The sequence below is a fragment of the Vibrio sp. Isolate32 genome, assembly GCF_022397955.1.
Taxonomy (GTDB): Bacteria; Pseudomonadota; Gammaproteobacteria; order Enterobacterales; family Vibrionaceae; genus Vibrio.
In genome coordinates this window covers 82,936-99,661 of sequence record NZ_JAKEUQ010000008.1, presented here as the reverse complement: position 1 = coordinate 99,661, position 16,726 = coordinate 82,936, and the positions used below count along the sequence as shown (strand labels likewise).

Annotated in this window: 14 protein-coding genes; 6 read left to right on the top strand and 8 right to left on the bottom strand. The window is 43.5% G+C overall.

The window, feature by feature from the left end; all coding sequences use genetic code 11:
- The first annotated feature begins 55 nt into the window (after positions 1-55).
- On the top strand, positions 56-700 hold the full coding sequence (adk, locus tag L1D11_RS08210) for an adenylate kinase (RefSeq protein WP_004737884.1): 645 nt from the start codon (positions 56-58) through the stop codon (positions 698-700).
- Between the two features lie 276 nt (positions 701-976).
- Entirely contained in the window at positions 977-1,939 is a 963-nt protein-coding gene (gene hemH / locus L1D11_RS08205; protein WP_239834679.1) for a ferrochelatase, read from the top strand.
- Between the two features lie 92 nt (positions 1,940-2,031).
- On the opposite strand, the gene L1D11_RS08200 is transcribed toward hemH, so the two are convergent.
- Positions 2,032-3,429, bottom strand: a complete 1,398-nt coding sequence (locus tag L1D11_RS08200) for a peptide MFS transporter (RefSeq protein WP_239834678.1) — start codon at positions 3,427-3,429, stop codon at positions 2,032-2,034.
- 502 nt (positions 3,430-3,931) lie between these two features.
- Between L1D11_RS08200 and rfaH the strand changes: the two genes are divergently transcribed.
- The gene (gene rfaH / locus L1D11_RS08195) at positions 3,932-4,438 is read left to right on the top strand and encodes a transcription/translation regulatory transformer protein RfaH (RefSeq protein ID WP_239834636.1); all 507 of its coding nucleotides are present in this window, start codon (positions 3,932-3,934) and stop codon (positions 4,436-4,438) included.
- An 86-nt stretch (positions 4,439-4,524) separates the two neighbouring features.
- On the opposite strand, the gene asnB is transcribed toward rfaH, so the two are convergent.
- From asnB to nagA, 4 genes are all read right to left on the bottom strand, one after another.
- Positions 4,525-6,195, bottom strand: a complete 1,671-nt coding sequence (asnB, locus tag L1D11_RS08190) for an asparagine synthase B (RefSeq protein ID WP_239834635.1) — start codon at positions 6,193-6,195, stop codon at positions 4,525-4,527.
- Between the two features lie 235 nt (positions 6,196-6,430).
- Positions 6,431-8,017, bottom strand: a complete 1,587-nt coding sequence (locus L1D11_RS08185) for a cation:proton antiporter family protein (RefSeq protein WP_239834634.1) — start codon at positions 8,015-8,017, stop codon at positions 6,431-6,433.
- 81 nt (positions 8,018-8,098) lie between these two features.
- Positions 8,099-9,313 (bottom strand): ROK family protein, encoded by a 1,215-nt coding sequence (locus L1D11_RS08180; protein ID WP_239834633.1) that lies wholly within the window; start codon positions 9,311-9,313, stop codon positions 8,099-8,101.
- A gap of 2 nt (positions 9,314-9,315) precedes the next feature.
- Positions 9,316-10,452: an N-acetylglucosamine-6-phosphate deacetylase gene (gene nagA, locus L1D11_RS08175; protein ID WP_239834632.1), complete on the bottom strand. Its 1,137-nt coding sequence runs from the start codon at positions 10,450-10,452 to the stop codon at positions 9,316-9,318.
- A 475-nt stretch (positions 10,453-10,927) separates the two neighbouring features.
- Between nagA and nagE the strand changes: the two genes are divergently transcribed.
- Both nagE and glnS read left to right on the top strand, forming a co-directional pair.
- On the top strand, positions 10,928-12,487 hold the full coding sequence (gene nagE / locus L1D11_RS08170) for an N-acetylglucosamine-specific PTS transporter subunit IIBC (protein ID WP_345772744.1): 1,560 nt from the start codon (positions 10,928-10,930) through the stop codon (positions 12,485-12,487).
- Between the two features lie 302 nt (positions 12,488-12,789).
- A complete protein-coding gene (glnS, locus tag L1D11_RS08165; protein ID WP_239833055.1) occupies positions 12,790-14,457 on the top strand; it encodes a glutamine--tRNA ligase in 1,668 nt (555 codons plus the stop codon).
- Between the two features lie 150 nt (positions 14,458-14,607).
- Here the strand turns inward: glnS and fcrX are convergent, their stop codons facing one another.
- Entirely contained in the window at positions 14,608-15,057 is a 450-nt protein-coding gene (gene fcrX / locus L1D11_RS08160) for a ferric iron uptake transcriptional regulator FcrX (protein ID WP_239833054.1), read from the bottom strand.
- 207 nt (positions 15,058-15,264) lie between these two features.
- Between fcrX and L1D11_RS08155 the strand changes: the two genes are divergently transcribed.
- Positions 15,265-15,771, top strand: coding sequence for a DUF4442 domain-containing protein (locus tag L1D11_RS08155; RefSeq protein WP_004737898.1), 507 nt, complete (start codon positions 15,265-15,267; stop codon positions 15,769-15,771).
- A gap of 95 nt (positions 15,772-15,866) precedes the next feature.
- On the opposite strand, the gene fldA is transcribed toward L1D11_RS08155, so the two are convergent.
- Complete coding sequence (gene fldA, locus L1D11_RS08150) at positions 15,867-16,400, bottom strand: flavodoxin FldA (RefSeq protein WP_239833053.1); 534 nt, start codon at positions 16,398-16,400, stop codon at positions 15,867-15,869.
- A gap of 58 nt (positions 16,401-16,458) precedes the next feature.
- Positions 16,459-16,677: a DUF2788 domain-containing protein gene (locus L1D11_RS08145; RefSeq protein ID WP_004737900.1), complete on the bottom strand. Its 219-nt coding sequence runs from the start codon at positions 16,675-16,677 to the stop codon at positions 16,459-16,461.
- Positions 16,678-16,726: the final 49 nt, after the last annotated feature.

Below are 16,726 nucleotides of genomic sequence, written 5' to 3'. Positions count from 1 at the left end.
GGAAGGTGGGATAGTGAGCTTCGGTATAAATCATAATTTTATAAGAGGATTAAACATGCGCATCATTCTTCTAGGTGCTCCTGGCGCGGGTAAAGGTACTCAAGCTAACTTCATCATGAACAAATTTGGTATCCCTCAAATTTCAACTGGTGACATGCTACGTGCTGCTATCAAAGCGGGTACTGAGCTTGGTAAGCAAGCAAAATCAGTAATCGACGCTGGTCAGCTAGTTTCTGATGAAATTATCCTTGGTCTTATCAAAGAGCGTATCGCTCAAGATGACTGTGAGAAAGGTTTCCTACTAGACGGTTTCCCACGCACAATCCCACAAGCTGATGGCCTAAAAGAAATGGGCATCGCTGTTGATTACGTTGTTGAATTCGACGTAGCTGACGATGTGATTGTTGAGCGTATGGCTGGTCGTCGTGCTCACCTTCCTTCAGGCCGTACATACCACACTGTGTACAACCCACCAAAAGAAGAAGGTAAAGATGACGTGACTGGCGAAGAGCTAGTTGTACGTGATGACGACAAAGAAGAAACAGTTCGTGCTCGTCTAGGCGTGTACCATGAGCAAACAGCTCCACTAATCTCTTACTACGGTAAAGAAGCTGAAGCTGGTAACACTCAGTACCTTAAGTTTGACGGTACTAAGCAAGTTGCTGAAGTTAGTGCAGAACTTGAGAAAGCACTAGCATAATTGGCTAACAGCCAGTTTTAGAATTTGATATATTGGAAGCGACCTTAAAGGTCGCTTTTTTTGTCTCAATTTTTAGTACGATACCAATCTAAGATAATTAGGAGCCCTCAATTCAACGCACATTAGCTTTGAAAAGTTCGCTCATAATCTAAAGTTGATGTTGGTTATATGTCACGCCAAATGATTATCTCAACATTTAGCGACAAGCAATGATCTTAAACTTCAGCAGGTTAGTATATTACTCTCTACAAAATTACATATTGGTCTCAGGTATCTATGGAAAATAATAAAAAGCAGGGCGTTTTACTGGTGAACTTAGGTACGCCAGATTCTGCGACCCCAGCTGGCGTTCGTCGATTTTTGAGTGAATTTTTGCACGATAAGCGAGTCGTTAATCTAACACGCTGGCTATGGTGCCCGATATTGCACGGAGTGATTTTACCGATTCGTTCACCCAAAGTAGCCAAGCTTTATCAGTCGGTTTGGATGGACGACGGCTCACCGCTTCTTGTGTATTCAAAAAGACAAGCAGATAAGCTACAGAAGAAGTTAGAGATGCCTGTCGCGCTGGGGATGACTTATGGTAACCCAAGCCTAAAAACGGGCGTTGAGCAGCTGATGGAGCAGGGCGTTGAGGATATCATCGTATTGCCTCTGTATCCTCAGTATTCAGGCACTACCACTGCTGCGGTTTCTGATGGTTTAACCAAAGCCTTCAAACAGATGCCTGTTATTCCTAGTTACCGTTTTATCCGCGATTACTACGCACATCCTAGTTACACTAAAGCACTGGCTGAGAGTGTTCGTAGCCATTGGGAGAAAAATGGCCGAGCGGATCATTTGGTTTGCTCTTTCCACGGCATTCCGAAGCGATTGGCAGATGAAGGGGATATCTACCCTCAACATTGTGAAGCGACAACTAAGTTACTAGCTGAGGAGCTTGGTTTATCTGCAGACGATATCACTATGACGTACCAGTCTCGATTTGGTCGAGAAGAGTGGTTAAAGCCATATACCGATGAGACACTTGAATCATTGCCAAGCAAAGGGATCAAGAAAATCGATATCATGGCTCCAGCATTCTCGGTGGACTGTTTAGAAACGCTGGAAGAGATTTCAGATCAGTGTAAGGAAACTTTCATTGAAGCCGGTGGTTCTGAGTTTAGCTATATCATGTGTCTCAACGACAGAGATTCACATATCGACATGATGGCTGAACTGGTAGAGATTCACCGTTAATACTGGCTAAATAACTACTAGAAGGGCTGCTCAATGAGCAGCCCTTTTGGATTGTATTCTAGCGTCGATTAGACACTGGACGAAATTAGATATTAGGCAACAGAAGTTTCTGCAGTGCGCTCTTCTTTTGGTTCAGACTCTAGTGTCATGTTGCTCTCTACACCGTGCATCCATGACACAAGCTTACCAGCACAAAGAAGCAGTAAGATGCCGCTGATTGTTGCTGTAATTGCAATACCACTGAAGATAGCCAGTGCACCCAACTCACCAACGTGAGAGCCAACATAACCTGCGACGTAGTTTGCAATCGCGTTACAGCCGAACCATGCTCCCATCATAAGTGAAGCAAGACGCAGCGGTGCGAGTTTAGTGACTAACGATAGGCCGATAGGAGACAGACACAGTTCGCCCAGTGTGTGGAAGAAGAATGCGCCGACTAGCCATAGCATTGATGTTTTAACCGCAGTGTCGCCACCTTGTTCCATAACGGCACCAACCATACATAGGAAACCTAGAGCTAGGAAAAACATCGCGAAAGCAAACTTCATCGGTGAGTTAGGTTCGCGTTTACCCAGTTTCACCCATAGAACGGCTAATACAGGTGCCAGAGTAATAATGAAGAATGGATTCAGAGATTGAAACCACGCTGCAGGAACTTCAAAACTACCAATCATACGATCTGTGTATTGCTGCGTGTAGATGTTCATTAGACCACCAGCTTGTTCGAAACCTGCCCAGAAAACGATAGTAAACAGGCTCATAACAAGGATAACCTTGATGCGGTCAATTTCTTTTTTGGTCAGTGGTTCTTTTCTCGCAGATTGCTTAAGAGCTAGGTCACGCTTGGCTGCAGGTTCGCGGCCAATATCACCTAACCATGATTGCGCCATGGTTATTTGCATCACAAGGCTAATAAGCATACCAATACCAGCCGCTAGGAAACCTGCTTTCCAGCCATACGACTCAGCTGCAGCACCAGAGATAAGGCCACCTAATAGTGCACCTAAGTTGATTCCCATGTAGAAAATAGTAAATGCGCCATCACGACGGTTATCACCATCTTGGTAAAGGTCACCAACCATAGTCGAGATGTTTGGCTTAAACATGCCGTTACCACTGATAAGCAGTGCTAGACCTAGGTAAAGTGCACTTACTTGGTCTAAGCCCATAAAGCCGCTTGGTAGAGCTAGTGTAAATTGGCCAAGTGCCATTAACACGCCACCAATAAAAATCGACTTACGTTGCCCTAGGTAGTTGTCGGCAATCCAACCACCGATCAAAGGCGTGATGTAAACTAAACCTGTGTAGATACCGTAAAGGTCAAGCGCGTCTTTTGTCGACCAGCCCAATCCGCCGTTGATCGTTGTGTCTGTTAAGAATAAAACAAGAATCGCACGCATAGCGTAGTAGGAGAAACGTTCCCATAGCTCTGTGCTGAAAAGTAGAAATAGGCCTCTAGGGTGGCCAAAGATGTTGTGATTGCTTGGCATAAGTTTTACTAATTTTAGTTATTAAAAGATTTTATAGGCACTTATGTATACAGAGTGGGGTAAACATCTGCAATAGATGTATTTTATAGTAACGATAACTTTTTCACTGTAAGTGTTTGAAAATTATATTCTTTATTGGTGGTGTTGCCCTTAAAGTTCGTGCTGCAAACTAATTTTCCAAATTTGAGTTGATTGTTAAATGATCTCATTAAAAATATTTTTGAATCATAAAAGCTCCAGTCATCAGTTTTATGTATCCTACTCCCCTTAAAGGGAACGTTGTATTTTGTTTTTTGAATGTATATGCAGTCATAGTAGCGCACCTTTTGATCGACAATAGAACTCTGTACAATGCTTAATTATTTTTATATCTATAATTTTTTGTTGATAAATTGCTTTGCTACGCATAATTTTACGGCGATTAAGATTCATTTAGTTAATAGCAATTAAACCGTATTAGGCTTGTGGTAAAATGTCCACAAAATAGAAAATGGCTAGTTAAATGAAACGTTGGTATTTACTCTACTGTAAGCGTGGCGATCAAAAACGCGCTCAGCAGCACTTAGAGAATCAAGGGGTAGAGTGCTTTTACCCACAAATAGAAGTCGAAAAGGTGGTTAGAGGGAAAGAAAAGGTGGTCAAAGAACCGCTATTTCCTTCATACGTCTTTGTTCGATTTGATTATGAACAAGGGCCGAGTTTTACTACTGTTCGTTCAACGCGCGGCGCAGTGGACTTTATTAAGTTTGGAGCACTACCACATGAAGTGCAAGGTGACTTGGTTTTTGAGCTCAAACAACTTGAGAAGTATTGCAGCAATGAAACTGAAGATTGCTGTGTTGAGTTCGAACCTGGTCAAGTTGTGAAAATTAATAGCGGTCAGTTTGCTGGTATTGAGGCGATTTTCCACCAGAAAGACGGTGAGGCTCGTTCTATCATGTTAGTGAAGATGATCAGTCAGGTGGTGCCAGTCAGTATCGAAAACGAGGCACTACAAGCACACACTTAACTCTGTGATAAGAATTATTACATCTAGACTTAAAACAAAAAGGCGCATAATGCGCCTTTTTTAGTATTTCGAATTTGCCTGAGCGTTTACGCGTTGTAAGCGTCGTTGTGAACCGCTTGAACCGCACGACCTGATGGGTCTACACAGTTTTGGAACGACTCATCCCACTCAATGGCTTTCGCTGATGAACAAGCGACAGATGGACCACCCGGTACACACTCCGCTGCAGATTCGAGCGGGAACAGCTCTTCGAAGATTTCGCGGTAAGCGTAGCCTTCTTTAGTCGTCGGCGTGTTGTATGGGAAACGGAATTGAGCAGTTTCCATTTGCTTATCCGTTACTTTCTCTTCAGCGGTTGCTTTCAACGTATCAATCCAGTCGTAGCCGACACCATCAGAGAACTGCTCTTTTTGACGCCATGCAATTGAATCCGGTAGATAGTGTTCAAAACACTCACGTAGAATGTGTTTTTCCATCTTACCGTTGCCACACATCTTGTCTTCTGGGTTTAAGCGCATTGCCACATCGATGAACTCTTTGTCCAAGAATGGTACACGTCCTTCTACGCCCCATGCTGCCAGCGATTTGTTCGCACGAGCACAGTCAAACATGTTCAGAGCCAGCAGTTTACGTACTGTTTCTTCATGGAACTCTTTTGCGTTTGGCGCTTTGTGGAAGTACAAGTAACCACCAAAGATCTCATCAGCACCTTCTCCAGACAGTACCATTTTGATACCCATTGCTTTGATCTTACGAGCAAGTAGGTACATTGGCGTAGACGCGCGAATTGTCGTTACGTCGTAGGTTTCGATGTGGTAGATAACGTCACGGATTGCATCTAAACCTTCTTGAATGGTGTATGTCATCTCGTGGTGAACGGTACCGATCTTGTCTGCCACTTCACGAGCAGCGATAAGATCAGGTGCACCTTCTAAACCAACTGCAAATGAGTGTAGTTGTGGCCACCAAGCTTCAGACTGTTCGTCATCTTCAATACGCATTGCCGCAAAGCGTTTCGCGACTGCAGAAGTGATTGATGAATCGAGACCACCAGATAGAAGTACACCATAAGGTACGTCAGTCATTAGTTGACGTTTCACCGCTGCTTCTAGTGCTTCCGTCAGGTCTTCTTTGCTTGTGCTGTTGCCTTGTACCGCAGCGTACTCGTTCCAATCGCGGATGTAGTAGCGTTGAGGTTCTGCATCTTTCGAAGAGTAGAAGCTACCAGGAGGGAATTCACTGATCGTCTTACATACTTCAACCAACGCTTTCATCTCTGAAGCAACGTAGTAGTTGCCGTGCTCATCGTAACCTTGGTAAAGCGGGATAATACCAATATGGTCACGGCCCACTAGGTACTCGTCTTTTTCTTCGTCGTATAAAACGAATGCGAAAATACCGTTAAGCTCTTCTAGAAGGTCTGCACCCATCTCTTGGTATAGTGCTAGGATAACTTCACAGTCAGAATCAGTCTGGAACTGGTATTTATCTTCATAGCGTGCGCGAAGTTCTTTGTGGTTATAAATTTCACCATTCACTGCAAGAATGTGCTTTTTGTCTTGGCTGTATAGTGGTTGAGCACCACTGTTCAAGCCAACAATAGCAAGACGTTCATGAGCAAGGATTGCTTTTTCACCAGCATAGATACCAGACCAGTCTGGACCACGGTGACGAAGCTTTTTAGACATTTCTAAAGCAATAGGGCGAAGTGCTGCGGCATCACTTTTAATGTCGAGAATGCCAAATACTGAACACATAGAACTTCCTTTTAAATAATTTCCAAATCAATTGCATTCAATTTGCCATTCTGGCTAAAAAAAGCAACCGGATGTGAGCAAAAAAATAATATAAAGGGTGTTATGTTAGAAATTATCTAATTTTTATGTGGTTTTGGTGTGTGGTGTTTAATTACGGTTGGTTTTTTAAACAAAAACCTCTCAAAAGTGCGAAAAATAGGCAGTTTTGAGAGGTTTAGTTGAACACGGTCTAATACTAGATTTTATTGATATTTGGATTTAACTGTTCGCAAACGTGGCGAGCAAATCCACTACCAGCCTCGCTGTAAATGTTAAATGCTGCATCAACGCCATTCTCTTTTAGTGTTACGAGTTGATCTGGATATTCAGCAATAGCCGCAATTTGGCCTTTAAAATTACGTGACTTTAATTGTTCTAAAGCGGTTTGATTACCTTGGTGGTGAGGCATTGCCAATATCACCAGTTTTACGTTTGCTGTATCTAGAATTCGTTCCCAGAAATCCGGATCGGTCGCGTCCCCAGAAATCACGTTTCTTCCATGGCTTCGGTGGTTGTGTGCGGCTTCTTCACGAACTTCGACACCTAGGCTGACTTTGCCGTAGCGAGAACGTAATTCGTCATAAGCACCGGTACCAATTCGTCCCATACCAAGAATAAGCACTTGAGCCCGACCCGGGTCAATTCGTTTATCACGTTGGTGAAGTTTTTCTGACGCATGCTCTTTCAACCATTTACCTGACTGCTGATAAAGTTTGTGACCAGCTCGGTTTAAAGGTGCAGCTATTAAGAACGACAGTGAAACAGCAATAGCTACCGCAACCAGGATATCACCCGACATCCAACCCATCTTGAAGGCGAGGCCACCAACGATGAGGCCAAATTCGCTGTAGTTAAAAAGTGATAGAGAGGCGAGTAGAGATGTTCGAACACGGAACTTGAAGCGGTTGAGTACCAAGAAGTAGAGAACACCTTTCACTGGCAACAGCAACAAGAACAAGACTGCAAGCATAAAGCCTTGAATGGTTGGTTGCTCTGACAAACCAATGTTCAAGAAGAAACAGACAAGGAAAAGCTCTTTAAGGTTAAACAGCGATTTTGATAACTCTGAGGCTTTTGGGTGACCTGCAAGTAACATACCTAGGATTAGAGCACCTAGATCAGGTTTAACACCAACCAAATGGAATAAACCAGCACCGACAACTAATGCGAAGAAGATGCCGGACAGAACTAGCATCTCACCATGACCCACCCAATCGAGCACTTTGTAGAACAGTGGGCGCAATAAGGGCAGGGCAAACAGAGCAATCGCATACCACTCAGGGATTTTTCCCGTAGAAGCCGTTAGGAATACAACGGCGAAGATATCCTGCATAACCAAGATACCAATCGCCAACGTTCCGTAGGTTGCATTCATTTCACCTTTTTCTTGCAGAGTCTTAACCGCAAATACTGTACTAGAGAATGAAAGAGCAAAACCGAGCAGAACGATCTGTTCTACCGACATAGCGGCTAGTGATGAAATACCTAAGAACTTAAAACCAAACAGGGCTACGGCGAAAAACAGAGTGGACAAAAGGTTGTGGATTGTCGCGCCAGCCCAGATCTCTTTAGAGAGTAGGGTTTTGATGTCAAGCTTTAAGCCGATAGTAAATAGAAGTAGCGTGACACCAAGGTCAGCTAAAGTAATGATGGTGTCATTGGTTTCAAAGCCAAAGGCAAAGAGCCCAAAGCCTGCAACCAAAAAACCAACTAATGGGGGAAGGTGACACTTTAAAGCAATAAATCCTGCGATAAACGCAGTGGATATTAATATAAGTTCCATAACTTGTTGTTGTTCCCTAGCTTAAAAAAACGGGCCGTGTTTTTACAAACACGGCCCGCGGAAAATCAGAATTATTGTTCTTTAATCTTCAAGTAGCTTCTGCAGTAACACACCGTTGAGCATGGCGCGCTTGATCATAGCAAAAGCTCCCATCGTAGGATGTTTATCGATCTGTGATGCTACAATAGGCAGGCCGCTATGGAAAGTCGTTAGCGACTGATTCTCTACATTGCGCTTAATTGCAGGGAAAACAATCTCTTGTGCCTTAGTAATATCACCAGCAATGATCACTTTTTGAGGGTTAAATAGGTTGATCGTCATCGCGATCGCTTTACCTAACTGGTTTCCTACTCGAACCAAGCTCTGCTTAGCTAATTCGTCACCATTCATTGCATGGTCGCAAACGTCTTGAATAGTAATACGCTCAAGTTCGGTTAAAGAAGACTCATAACCTTGTTTAATCAGCTTCTGCACGCGCTCAACGATCGCAGGGTTTGCTGCTACTGTTTCAAGACAACCGAAGTTACCACATTGGCACTGTTCACCTAGCGGATCAATTTGGATATGACCAATTTCACCGACGTTACGGTTATGACCTAAGAAAACCTGACCATTAACGATAATACCAGCACCCGTACCACGGTGAACACTGACCAAAATAGAATCTTGACTGTCTTTACTTGCACCGAAGTAGTGCTCAGCAAGTGCCATTCCTCGAACGTCATTTCCAACAAAGCAAGCAACATGGAATGTGTCGCGAATAATGTCGCTTAATGCGAGGTTATCGATGTCTGTGTTTGGCATGTACTCAACGACACCTGTCGTAGGGTTAACCAAGCCTGGAAGAGTAACTCCAATGGCAATCAGTTGGTCGATCTTTGGTTGATGTTCAGCAATGAAAGCCTTCAAGTTATTGACTAAACCTTGAGTCAGGTCTGATTGGTCGGAATAATTCAGGTCTTGCTGCTGGAAAGCCAACTCACGACCACCAAGGTCATGCAGGCTTATTTGAATGTAGTCTCGGCCTAAGCGCACAGCGACAGAATGAAAAGGTTCTACTTCTGTGGTCAGGGAGATAGCGCGTCTACCGCCAGTAGACGCTTGCTGCGCGACCTCTTTAATTAGGCCGCGCTCTAAAAGTTGGCGGGTAATTTTTGTAACACTTGCCGGTGCGAGTTGGCTTACATCAGCCACTTGTATGCGACTGATAGGCCCTTGTTGGTCTATAAGTCGGTATACCGCCGCACTGTTTAGTTGTTTAACTAAGTCTACGTTACCTATTTGTCCGCCATTCATACTTAATTGTGCTCGTATTGTCCATTAACAACAGTCGCTTTAACGTTAAAGTCTCGGTCAAATACAGCTAGGTTTGCAACCATGCCTTTTTTGATTCGACCTAGCTTGCTTTCTACACCGATAGCCGTAGCTGGGTATAGTGTAGCCATGCGAAGAGCTTCGTCTAAAGCGATACCAGCGTGCTCAACTGTGTTCTGAACTGCTTCAATCATAGTCAGAGCTGAGCCGCCCAGTGTGCCGTTTTCATCAACACACTTACCATCTCGGTAATATACTTTCTTACCGACAAAAATAAAGTATTCCATGTCAGCACCTGCAGGAGCTGTGGCATCCGTCACTAATACCAACTTTTCTCCCTTGATTTTATGCGCAATTCTGATGTTTGCGTAATCAACGTGGAAGCCGTCGGCGATGATGCCTGCGTACACCTCTGGTGTATCGTAAATAGCGCCAACAACCCCCGGTTCACGACCGACCATCGGGGTCATTGCATTGAATAGGTGCGTTGCAAACGTGATTCCCGATTCAAAACCTTGACGCGCTTCTGCGTAAGTTGCGTTGGTGTGACCGATAGAAACCACAACACCAGCTTTGTGTAGGCGTTCGATATGCTCTGGATCGTTTAGCTCGGGAGCCAGTGTTACTTTCGCAACAAGGTCGCTGTTCTCACAGATAAGCTCAATCATCTCGCTGTCAGACTTACGAATATGATCAACGCTGTGAATGCCCTTTTTCGCAACGTTTAGGTATGGACCTTCAAGGTGAAGACCTAAAGATTGGTTCTGGTATTGGTTATGGTATTCACGAGCTGCTGTGATAACTGCGCGCATGTCTTCATCTGAAGAAGTAATCAGAGTAGGCAAGAAGCTAGTACAGCCTGATTTTAGGTTTGCTTTGTGCATGATCTGCATTGTTTCTGCAGTGATTTCATCGTTCAGCATCACGCCACCACAACCGTTCAGTTGTAGGTCAATGAAACCCGGGCTTAGGTTTGCACCGTCTAGCTCACGAACCTCGATACCTTCTGGTAATTCGGAGATAGGGCAGACTTTTTTGATCAGTTCGTTTTCGATTACTACAGCATGATCGGTTAGAACATCACTACCAGTGTAAATTTTACAGTTACTTAGCGCGTACATAGTCAGCTAATCCTTATTTCGTCAGATCTTTTAAATTCGTTCGTTACCTAAATGTTGACTTAGTTTGCGAGCATCATTTACGTAACGATTTAACTTTTATGGGCAAACGGCTTCAAAGTGGGAAGCAATTTTAAGTGTTTGAAAAATATGTGAACAATTCATTGTTTTTATGAGTTTGGGTTAAAAATATCAGTAAGTTAGCTAGCTTTTAATGCCGAAAATAACTCACTTTTGACCCAATAGTTAGATTTGGATTTTATCTATAAATGTTCATTTTTTTGAATGATAAAATAAGTTTTATGATCTCGCTAGCAAAAACCTCTGGATTTGGTGAAAACTGGTGATTACGATCACAAATGGTAAGGTTTTAATTTGCGGAGCAAAATTAATTGAATACACTGAATAGGACTAAATTGAGCGACTAAAATAAGTTTCTCAAACGAATTCTAAAAAATCCTATAGGGGGAAACAACTGGTGAATATTCTAGGATATGCACAGAAGCTAGGTAAGGCCTTAATGCTACCTATCGCAACGCTTCCGATTGCGGCGCTTCTATTACGTTTAGGTCAAGGCGATCTACTTGATATTCCATTTATGGCGCAAGCTGGTGGTGCTATCTTCAATAACCTACCATTGCTATTTGGTCTAGGTATCGCGATTGGTCTTTCTAAAGACGGTAACGGCGCAGCAGGTCTTGCTGGTGCAGTTGCTTACTTCGTTCTAACAGCGACAGCAACAACAATTAACGCTGACGTTAACATGTCTTTCTTCGGCGGTATCTTCGCAGGTATCATCGCAGGTCACTCTTACAACGCTTTCCATGCTACACGCCTTCCTGAGTGGCTGGCATTCTTCGCTGGTAAACGTTTAGTACCAATCATGGCTGGTCTATTTGCACTTGTTGCAGGTGCCGTGTCTGGTGTGGTTTGGCCTGGTGTTCAATCTGGTCTAGACGCACTGGCTCACGCAGTATCAACGTCTGGCGCTATCGGTCAATTCGTTTACGGTACTCTTAACCGTGCACTTATCCCTGTAGGTCTACACCACGTATTGAACTCGTACTTCTGGTTCGGTATGGGTACATGTCAAGAAATCATCGTTGCTGGTCAAGGCGCATTCGCTAACATCACTCAACTATGTGTTGACCCATCACTAGCTAAAACTCTAGTTGTTGGCCAAGAGCACACATTCACATTCGCTAACTCTGTAACTCCAGAAATCACTACTGTTGTTAAAGAAGTAACTGACACTGTTAAGTCTGGCGACCTACACCGTTTCTTCGGTGGCGATAAAGGCGCTGGCGTATTCATGAACGGTTTCTTCCCAGTAATGATGTTCGGTCTACCAGGTGCAGCACTTGCAATGTACCTAGCAGCCCCTGCTGAAAAACGTAGCCAAGTTGGTGGTGCACTATTCTCAGTAGCATTCTGTTCATTCCTAACAGGTATCACAGAGCCGCTAGAATTCATGTTCGTATTCCTAGCTCCTGCTCTATACGCAATGCACGCTGTATTCACGGGTCTGTCTCTAGTTGTTGCTAACATGTTTGGTACTCTACACGGTTTCGGTTTCTCTGCTGGTCTTATCGACTTCGTATTGAACTGGGGTCTAGCAACTAAACCATTTGTACTACTACTAATCGGTCTTGGTTTCGGTGCTCTATACTTCTTCACTTTCTCTTTCGCAATCCGCGCTTTCAACTTGAAATCGCCAGGTCGTGAAGATGATGACGAAGCTGCTGCAGCTCCTGCTGGCGACGCACCAAAGGGCGACCTTGCACGTCAATACCTGAAAGCTCTAGGTGGTCACGAGAACCTAACTTCAATCGACGCTTGTATTACACGTCTACGTCTAACGCTTAAAGACCGCTCTGTTGCTGACGAGGCAGTTCTTAAGAAACTAGGTGCTAAAGGTGTTGTTAAGCTAGGTGAAAACAACCTGCAAGTTATCCTAGGCCCTCTTGCTGAAATCGTAGCTGGCGAAATGAAAGCTATCGGTGCTGGTGAAGACCTATCTGATGTAAAACTTCCATAGTAAGGAAGTACTTAACTGAGCAGTAATTAATACTCTCAAGTAAGTGTCAAATTGAAAGCCTCCCATCTGGGGGGCTTTTTTGTATCTGCATCTTGAGGACAAGTGAGAAGGTTCGTTCTATTCTTCATCGAATAGCAGAAATAATCGCAATTAACTGATGGTTCTTATTGTGCAAAGGCTAAGAATTGTGGATGATTAGCAACAATGATCTTTCTACCTAGGGTTGGCGCTAAAAGTGGCGTTTTGCTAGGAGAGGGAAGATAACTTTCTCTGACAATACTAAATACATAGAGGTGCTATAGATGAGTGAAGCTGAGGCTCGTCCATCGAATTTCATTCGCCAAATTATCGATAAAGATTTAGCGGATGGTACACACAGTAGCGTGCATACTCGTTTCCCGCCGGAGCCAAATGGTTACCTGCACATCGGTCACGCTAAATCTATTTGCTTGAATTTTGGTATTGCTCAGGACTACCAGGGACAATGTAATCTTCGTTTCGATGATACAAACCCTGAAAAAGAAGACGTTGAATACGTTGAGTCAATTAAGAATGATGTAAGCTGGTTAGGCTTCGAATGGTCTGGTGACATCTGTTACTCATCAAACTACTTCGATACGCTTTACGCTTATGCTGTGGAATTAATTAATAAAGGCTTAGCGTACGTTGACGAGCTAAGTCCTGAGCAGATCCGCGAATACCGTGGCACGCTAAAAGAGCCAGGTAAAGCAAGCCCATACCGCGACCGCAGCCCTGAAGAAAACCTAGCGCTATTCGAAAAAATGCGTGACGGTGGCTTTGAAGAAGGTAAAGCGTGTCTACGTGCTAAGATCGACATGAGCTCGTCATTCATGGTAATGCGCGATCCTGTTATCTACCGTGTTCGTTTTGCTCACCACCATCAGACAGGTGACAAATGGTGCATTTACCCAATGTACGATTTCACTCACTGTATCTCTGATGCGCTGGAAGGTATTACACACTCTATCTGTACTCTTGAATTCCAAGACAACCGTCGTTTGTACGACTGGGTTCTAGATAATATTACGATCGATTGCCAACCTCGTCAGTATGAGTTCAGCCGTCTGAATCTTGAATACACGGTGATGTCTAAGCGTAAGCTAAACCAACTTGTGATTGAAAACCTAGTTCAAGGTTGGGATGACCCACGTATGCCAACTATCTCTGGTTTACGTCGTCGTGGTTTCACTTCTGCGTCTATTCGTGAATTCTGTAAGCGTATCGGTGTGACTAAACAAGAGAACATGATTGAGTTCGGTTCACTTGAGTCTTGTATCCGTGATGACTTGAACGAAAATGCACCGCGTGCAATGGCTGTTCTAGATCCGGTTAAGGTTGTGATTGAAAACTACGATTCAGACAAAGTAGAAACACTAACGGTTGCTAATCATCCGAACAAACCTGAAATGGGCACTCGTGAAGTACCGTTTACTCGTGAAGTTTGGATTGAGCGTGATGACTTCCGTGAAGAAGCAAACAAGAAGTACAAGCGTTTGGTTCTAGGTAAAGAAGTTCGTTTACGTGGTGCTTACGTAATTAAAGCTGAGCGTATCGAGAAAGATGCGGAAGGCAACATTACAACTATCTTCTGTTCTTACGATGACGAAACGCTAGGTAAGAACCCAGCAGATGGCCGTAAAGTGAAGGGTGTTATCCACTGGGTATCTGCTGATAAAGCACTGCCAGCTGAGATTCGTCTATACGACCGTCTATTTACTGTTGAAAACCCTGCTGCTGCGGATGATTTCGCTGCAACGATTAACTCAGAGTCTCTGGTTAAGTTGAACGGTTTTGTAGAGCCTAGCCTAGCGGAAGCTGCTGCAGAGCAAGGTTTCCAATTTGAGCGTACAGGTTACTTCTGTGTGGACTCGAAAGACTCTAAAGCAGATTCACTAGTCTTCAACCGCACGGTAGGTCTACGTGACACTTGGGGTAAAACTGAAGCTTGATGCTTGAGAACTTAGTTTGTTAAAAGCGACCCAATAAAAAACCGGCTTAGAGCCGGTTTTTTTTGTTTCTGAATAATTCGTGGATCTAAAGAACAATCTAGCGGACTTTCTGCCCTATACAAAAAACGCCGGCCTAAGCTAGCGTCTGTATTATTTCTTCGCTTTATGTGCGTCTGGATTGCCTTTGCAATCTCCGCTAATGCTTTTGCCGTATAAGTATAAACTGTGGTTCGTTAGCTGAACGTTGTAGCGCTTCGCTATCTCTTTTTGTCTCTCTTCGATGATATCATCAGAGAACTCGATAACTTCACCACAATCTAGACATACTAGATGATCGTGGTGGTGCTGTGTTGAAAGTTCGAATACAGACTTACCGCCTTCAAAATGGTGGCGAGTTACAATGCCAGCGTCATCGAATTGGTTTAATACTCGATAAACGGTCGCAAGCCCGATCTCTTCACCTAAGTCGATCAGCTTTTTATATAAATCTTCAGCACTAATATGTTGGCAGTCTGGTTGTTGTAATACTTCTAAAATTTTGAGCCTTGGGAGGGTCACTTTAAGACCAGCATCTTTTAGCGCTTGATTATTGTCTGACATATACTTTCCTGTTGATGATCTGCAGCAATTAACAGAATTCAATATTAATACCATTATAGTTTAGTCAGGCATAACAATAAACCACGAACTTCAAAGGGTTACTAATCAACATCACAATCTGTTTTGTAAATTGGAAGTATCTCACTTATAGTTGAGGTACGACCAGTTTAGGTGGTGGTAATTCTAATATGAACACGGAATGTTGTTATGAATAAGCAACTTGCAAAAATATACAAACCAAACATCGTAAAATTCGCTCTTAATATCTGGCCTCCATTTTGGGGAGCAGGGATAAAGATAGCCCATATTAGTTCGGATTTTAGGGTAGTAAAAACAGTGCTTAAGTTGCGCTGGTGGAACAAAAATGCCAATCGTACTCAGTATGGCGGCAGCATATTTTCCCTCACGGATCCTGTTTACTCATTGATGTTAATGGGAATTCTAGGTGAAAGGTATTATGTGTGGGACAAAGAGGCGAGCATTAACTTCATCAAACCTGGTCAGTCAGATCTGTATGCAGACTTTGAAATAAGCCAAGGTCAGCTTGATGAGATTTACCGTCAGACTCAACTTGGTGAGAAGTGTTTCCCTGAGTTTATTATCTATGTCAAAGATAAACAGGGGAATGTGGTCTCAGAAATTCAGCGTACGCTTTATGTCAGAAAGAAGCCGCAATTCAGAGATGATGACGAAGCACTGGAAGCAGAGTGCTAATAGGTAACTATTGAACAGAAAAAAACCTCCAATTAGGAGGTTTTTCATATCTAGAGAGTTGTCACTAATTGTAACAATGGACAACTGCCAGAGAATTAGTCTTCAAGCTCTGCTAGGCACATCTCTTCGTGGATTTGTTTAACCCAGTTAGATACACGCTCATCAGTTAGATCTGGTTGACGGTCTTCGTCGATACATAGACCAACGAATTGGCTGTCATCGCCTTCAACTAGACCTTTCGATGCTTCGAACTCGTAGCCTTCAGTAGAAGTGTAACCTAGGATAGTACCGCCTTTCGCTTCAACGATGTCACGGATAGTACCCATAGCATCACAGAAGTATTCTGCGTAATCTTCTTGGTCACCACAACCAAAGATAGCAACAAGCTTAGTTGAGAAATCAATAGCTTCTAGCTCTGGGAAGAAGTCATCCCAATCACATTGTGCTTCGCCGTAGTACCACGTAGGGATACCAAGCAGCAGTAGATCGAAGTTATCGATATCTTCTTTGCTGCTTTTTGCAATGTCTTGAACGTGAACGAGCTGTTTGCTCAATTGCTTTTGAATCATCTTAGCAACAGCTTCAGTGTTACCTGTATCGCTACCAAAGAAGAGACCTACACTTGCCATAGAATCATTACCTTTCATTTTGTCTGTTGTCGGTGTAATAAAGTTCGGAGGGGAATCGCTAGATTCCGGTTCCTTCCCAGCTTAGTTGGATTATCCCTTTGGCGATAAAACCTGCACAGCCAAGGAAAAGTACTAACCACACAATGCGACGACCAAATGGAGGAACATTTCCTTGCTTGAGAACGTCCTTAATTGCCATACCGATTAAAAAGAAAATCGCGGCAAATAGGAGGTCTAAACCAACAGATTCAATGATGTTCATGTAGTCGTAAAGCATGGGAACCTTATATACCAATTTTGCTTGGGCGCACTATATCACTGTTACG

Coding starts and splice junctions, on each gene's coding strand:
- glnS (WP_239833055.1), top strand. CDS start 12,790: ATGAGTGAAGCTGAGGCTCGTCCATCGAATTTCATTCGCCAAATTATC.
- fldA (WP_239833053.1), bottom strand. CDS start 16,400: ATGGCAAGTGTAGGTCTCTTCTTTGGTAGCGATACAGGTAACACTGAA.
- L1D11_RS08185 (WP_239834634.1), bottom strand. CDS start 8,017: ATGGAACTTATATTAATATCCACTGCGTTTATCGCAGGATTTATTGCT.
- L1D11_RS08145 (WP_004737900.1), bottom strand. CDS start 16,677: ATGCTTTACGACTACATGAACATCATTGAATCTGTTGGTTTAGACCTC.
- nagA (WP_239834632.1), bottom strand. CDS start 10,452: ATGTACGCGCTAAGTAACTGTAAAATTTACACTGGTAGTGATGTTCTA.
- adk (WP_004737884.1), top strand. CDS start 56: ATGCGCATCATTCTTCTAGGTGCTCCTGGCGCGGGTAAAGGTACTCAA.
- fcrX (WP_239833054.1), bottom strand. CDS start 15,057: ATGTCAGACAATAATCAAGCGCTAAAAGATGCTGGTCTTAAAGTGACC.
- rfaH (WP_239834636.1), top strand. CDS start 3,932: ATGAAACGTTGGTATTTACTCTACTGTAAGCGTGGCGATCAAAAACGC.
- L1D11_RS08155 (WP_004737898.1), top strand. CDS start 15,265: ATGAATAAGCAACTTGCAAAAATATACAAACCAAACATCGTAAAATTC.
- L1D11_RS08180 (WP_239834633.1), bottom strand. CDS start 9,313: ATGAATGGCGGACAAATAGGTAACGTAGACTTAGTTAAACAACTAAAC.
- hemH (WP_239834679.1), top strand. CDS start 977: ATGGAAAATAATAAAAAGCAGGGCGTTTTACTGGTGAACTTAGGTACG.
- L1D11_RS08200 (WP_239834678.1), bottom strand. CDS start 3,429: ATGCCAAGCAATCACAACATCTTTGGCCACCCTAGAGGCCTATTTCTA.
- asnB (WP_239834635.1), bottom strand. CDS start 6,195: ATGTGTTCAGTATTTGGCATTCTCGACATTAAAAGTGATGCCGCAGCA.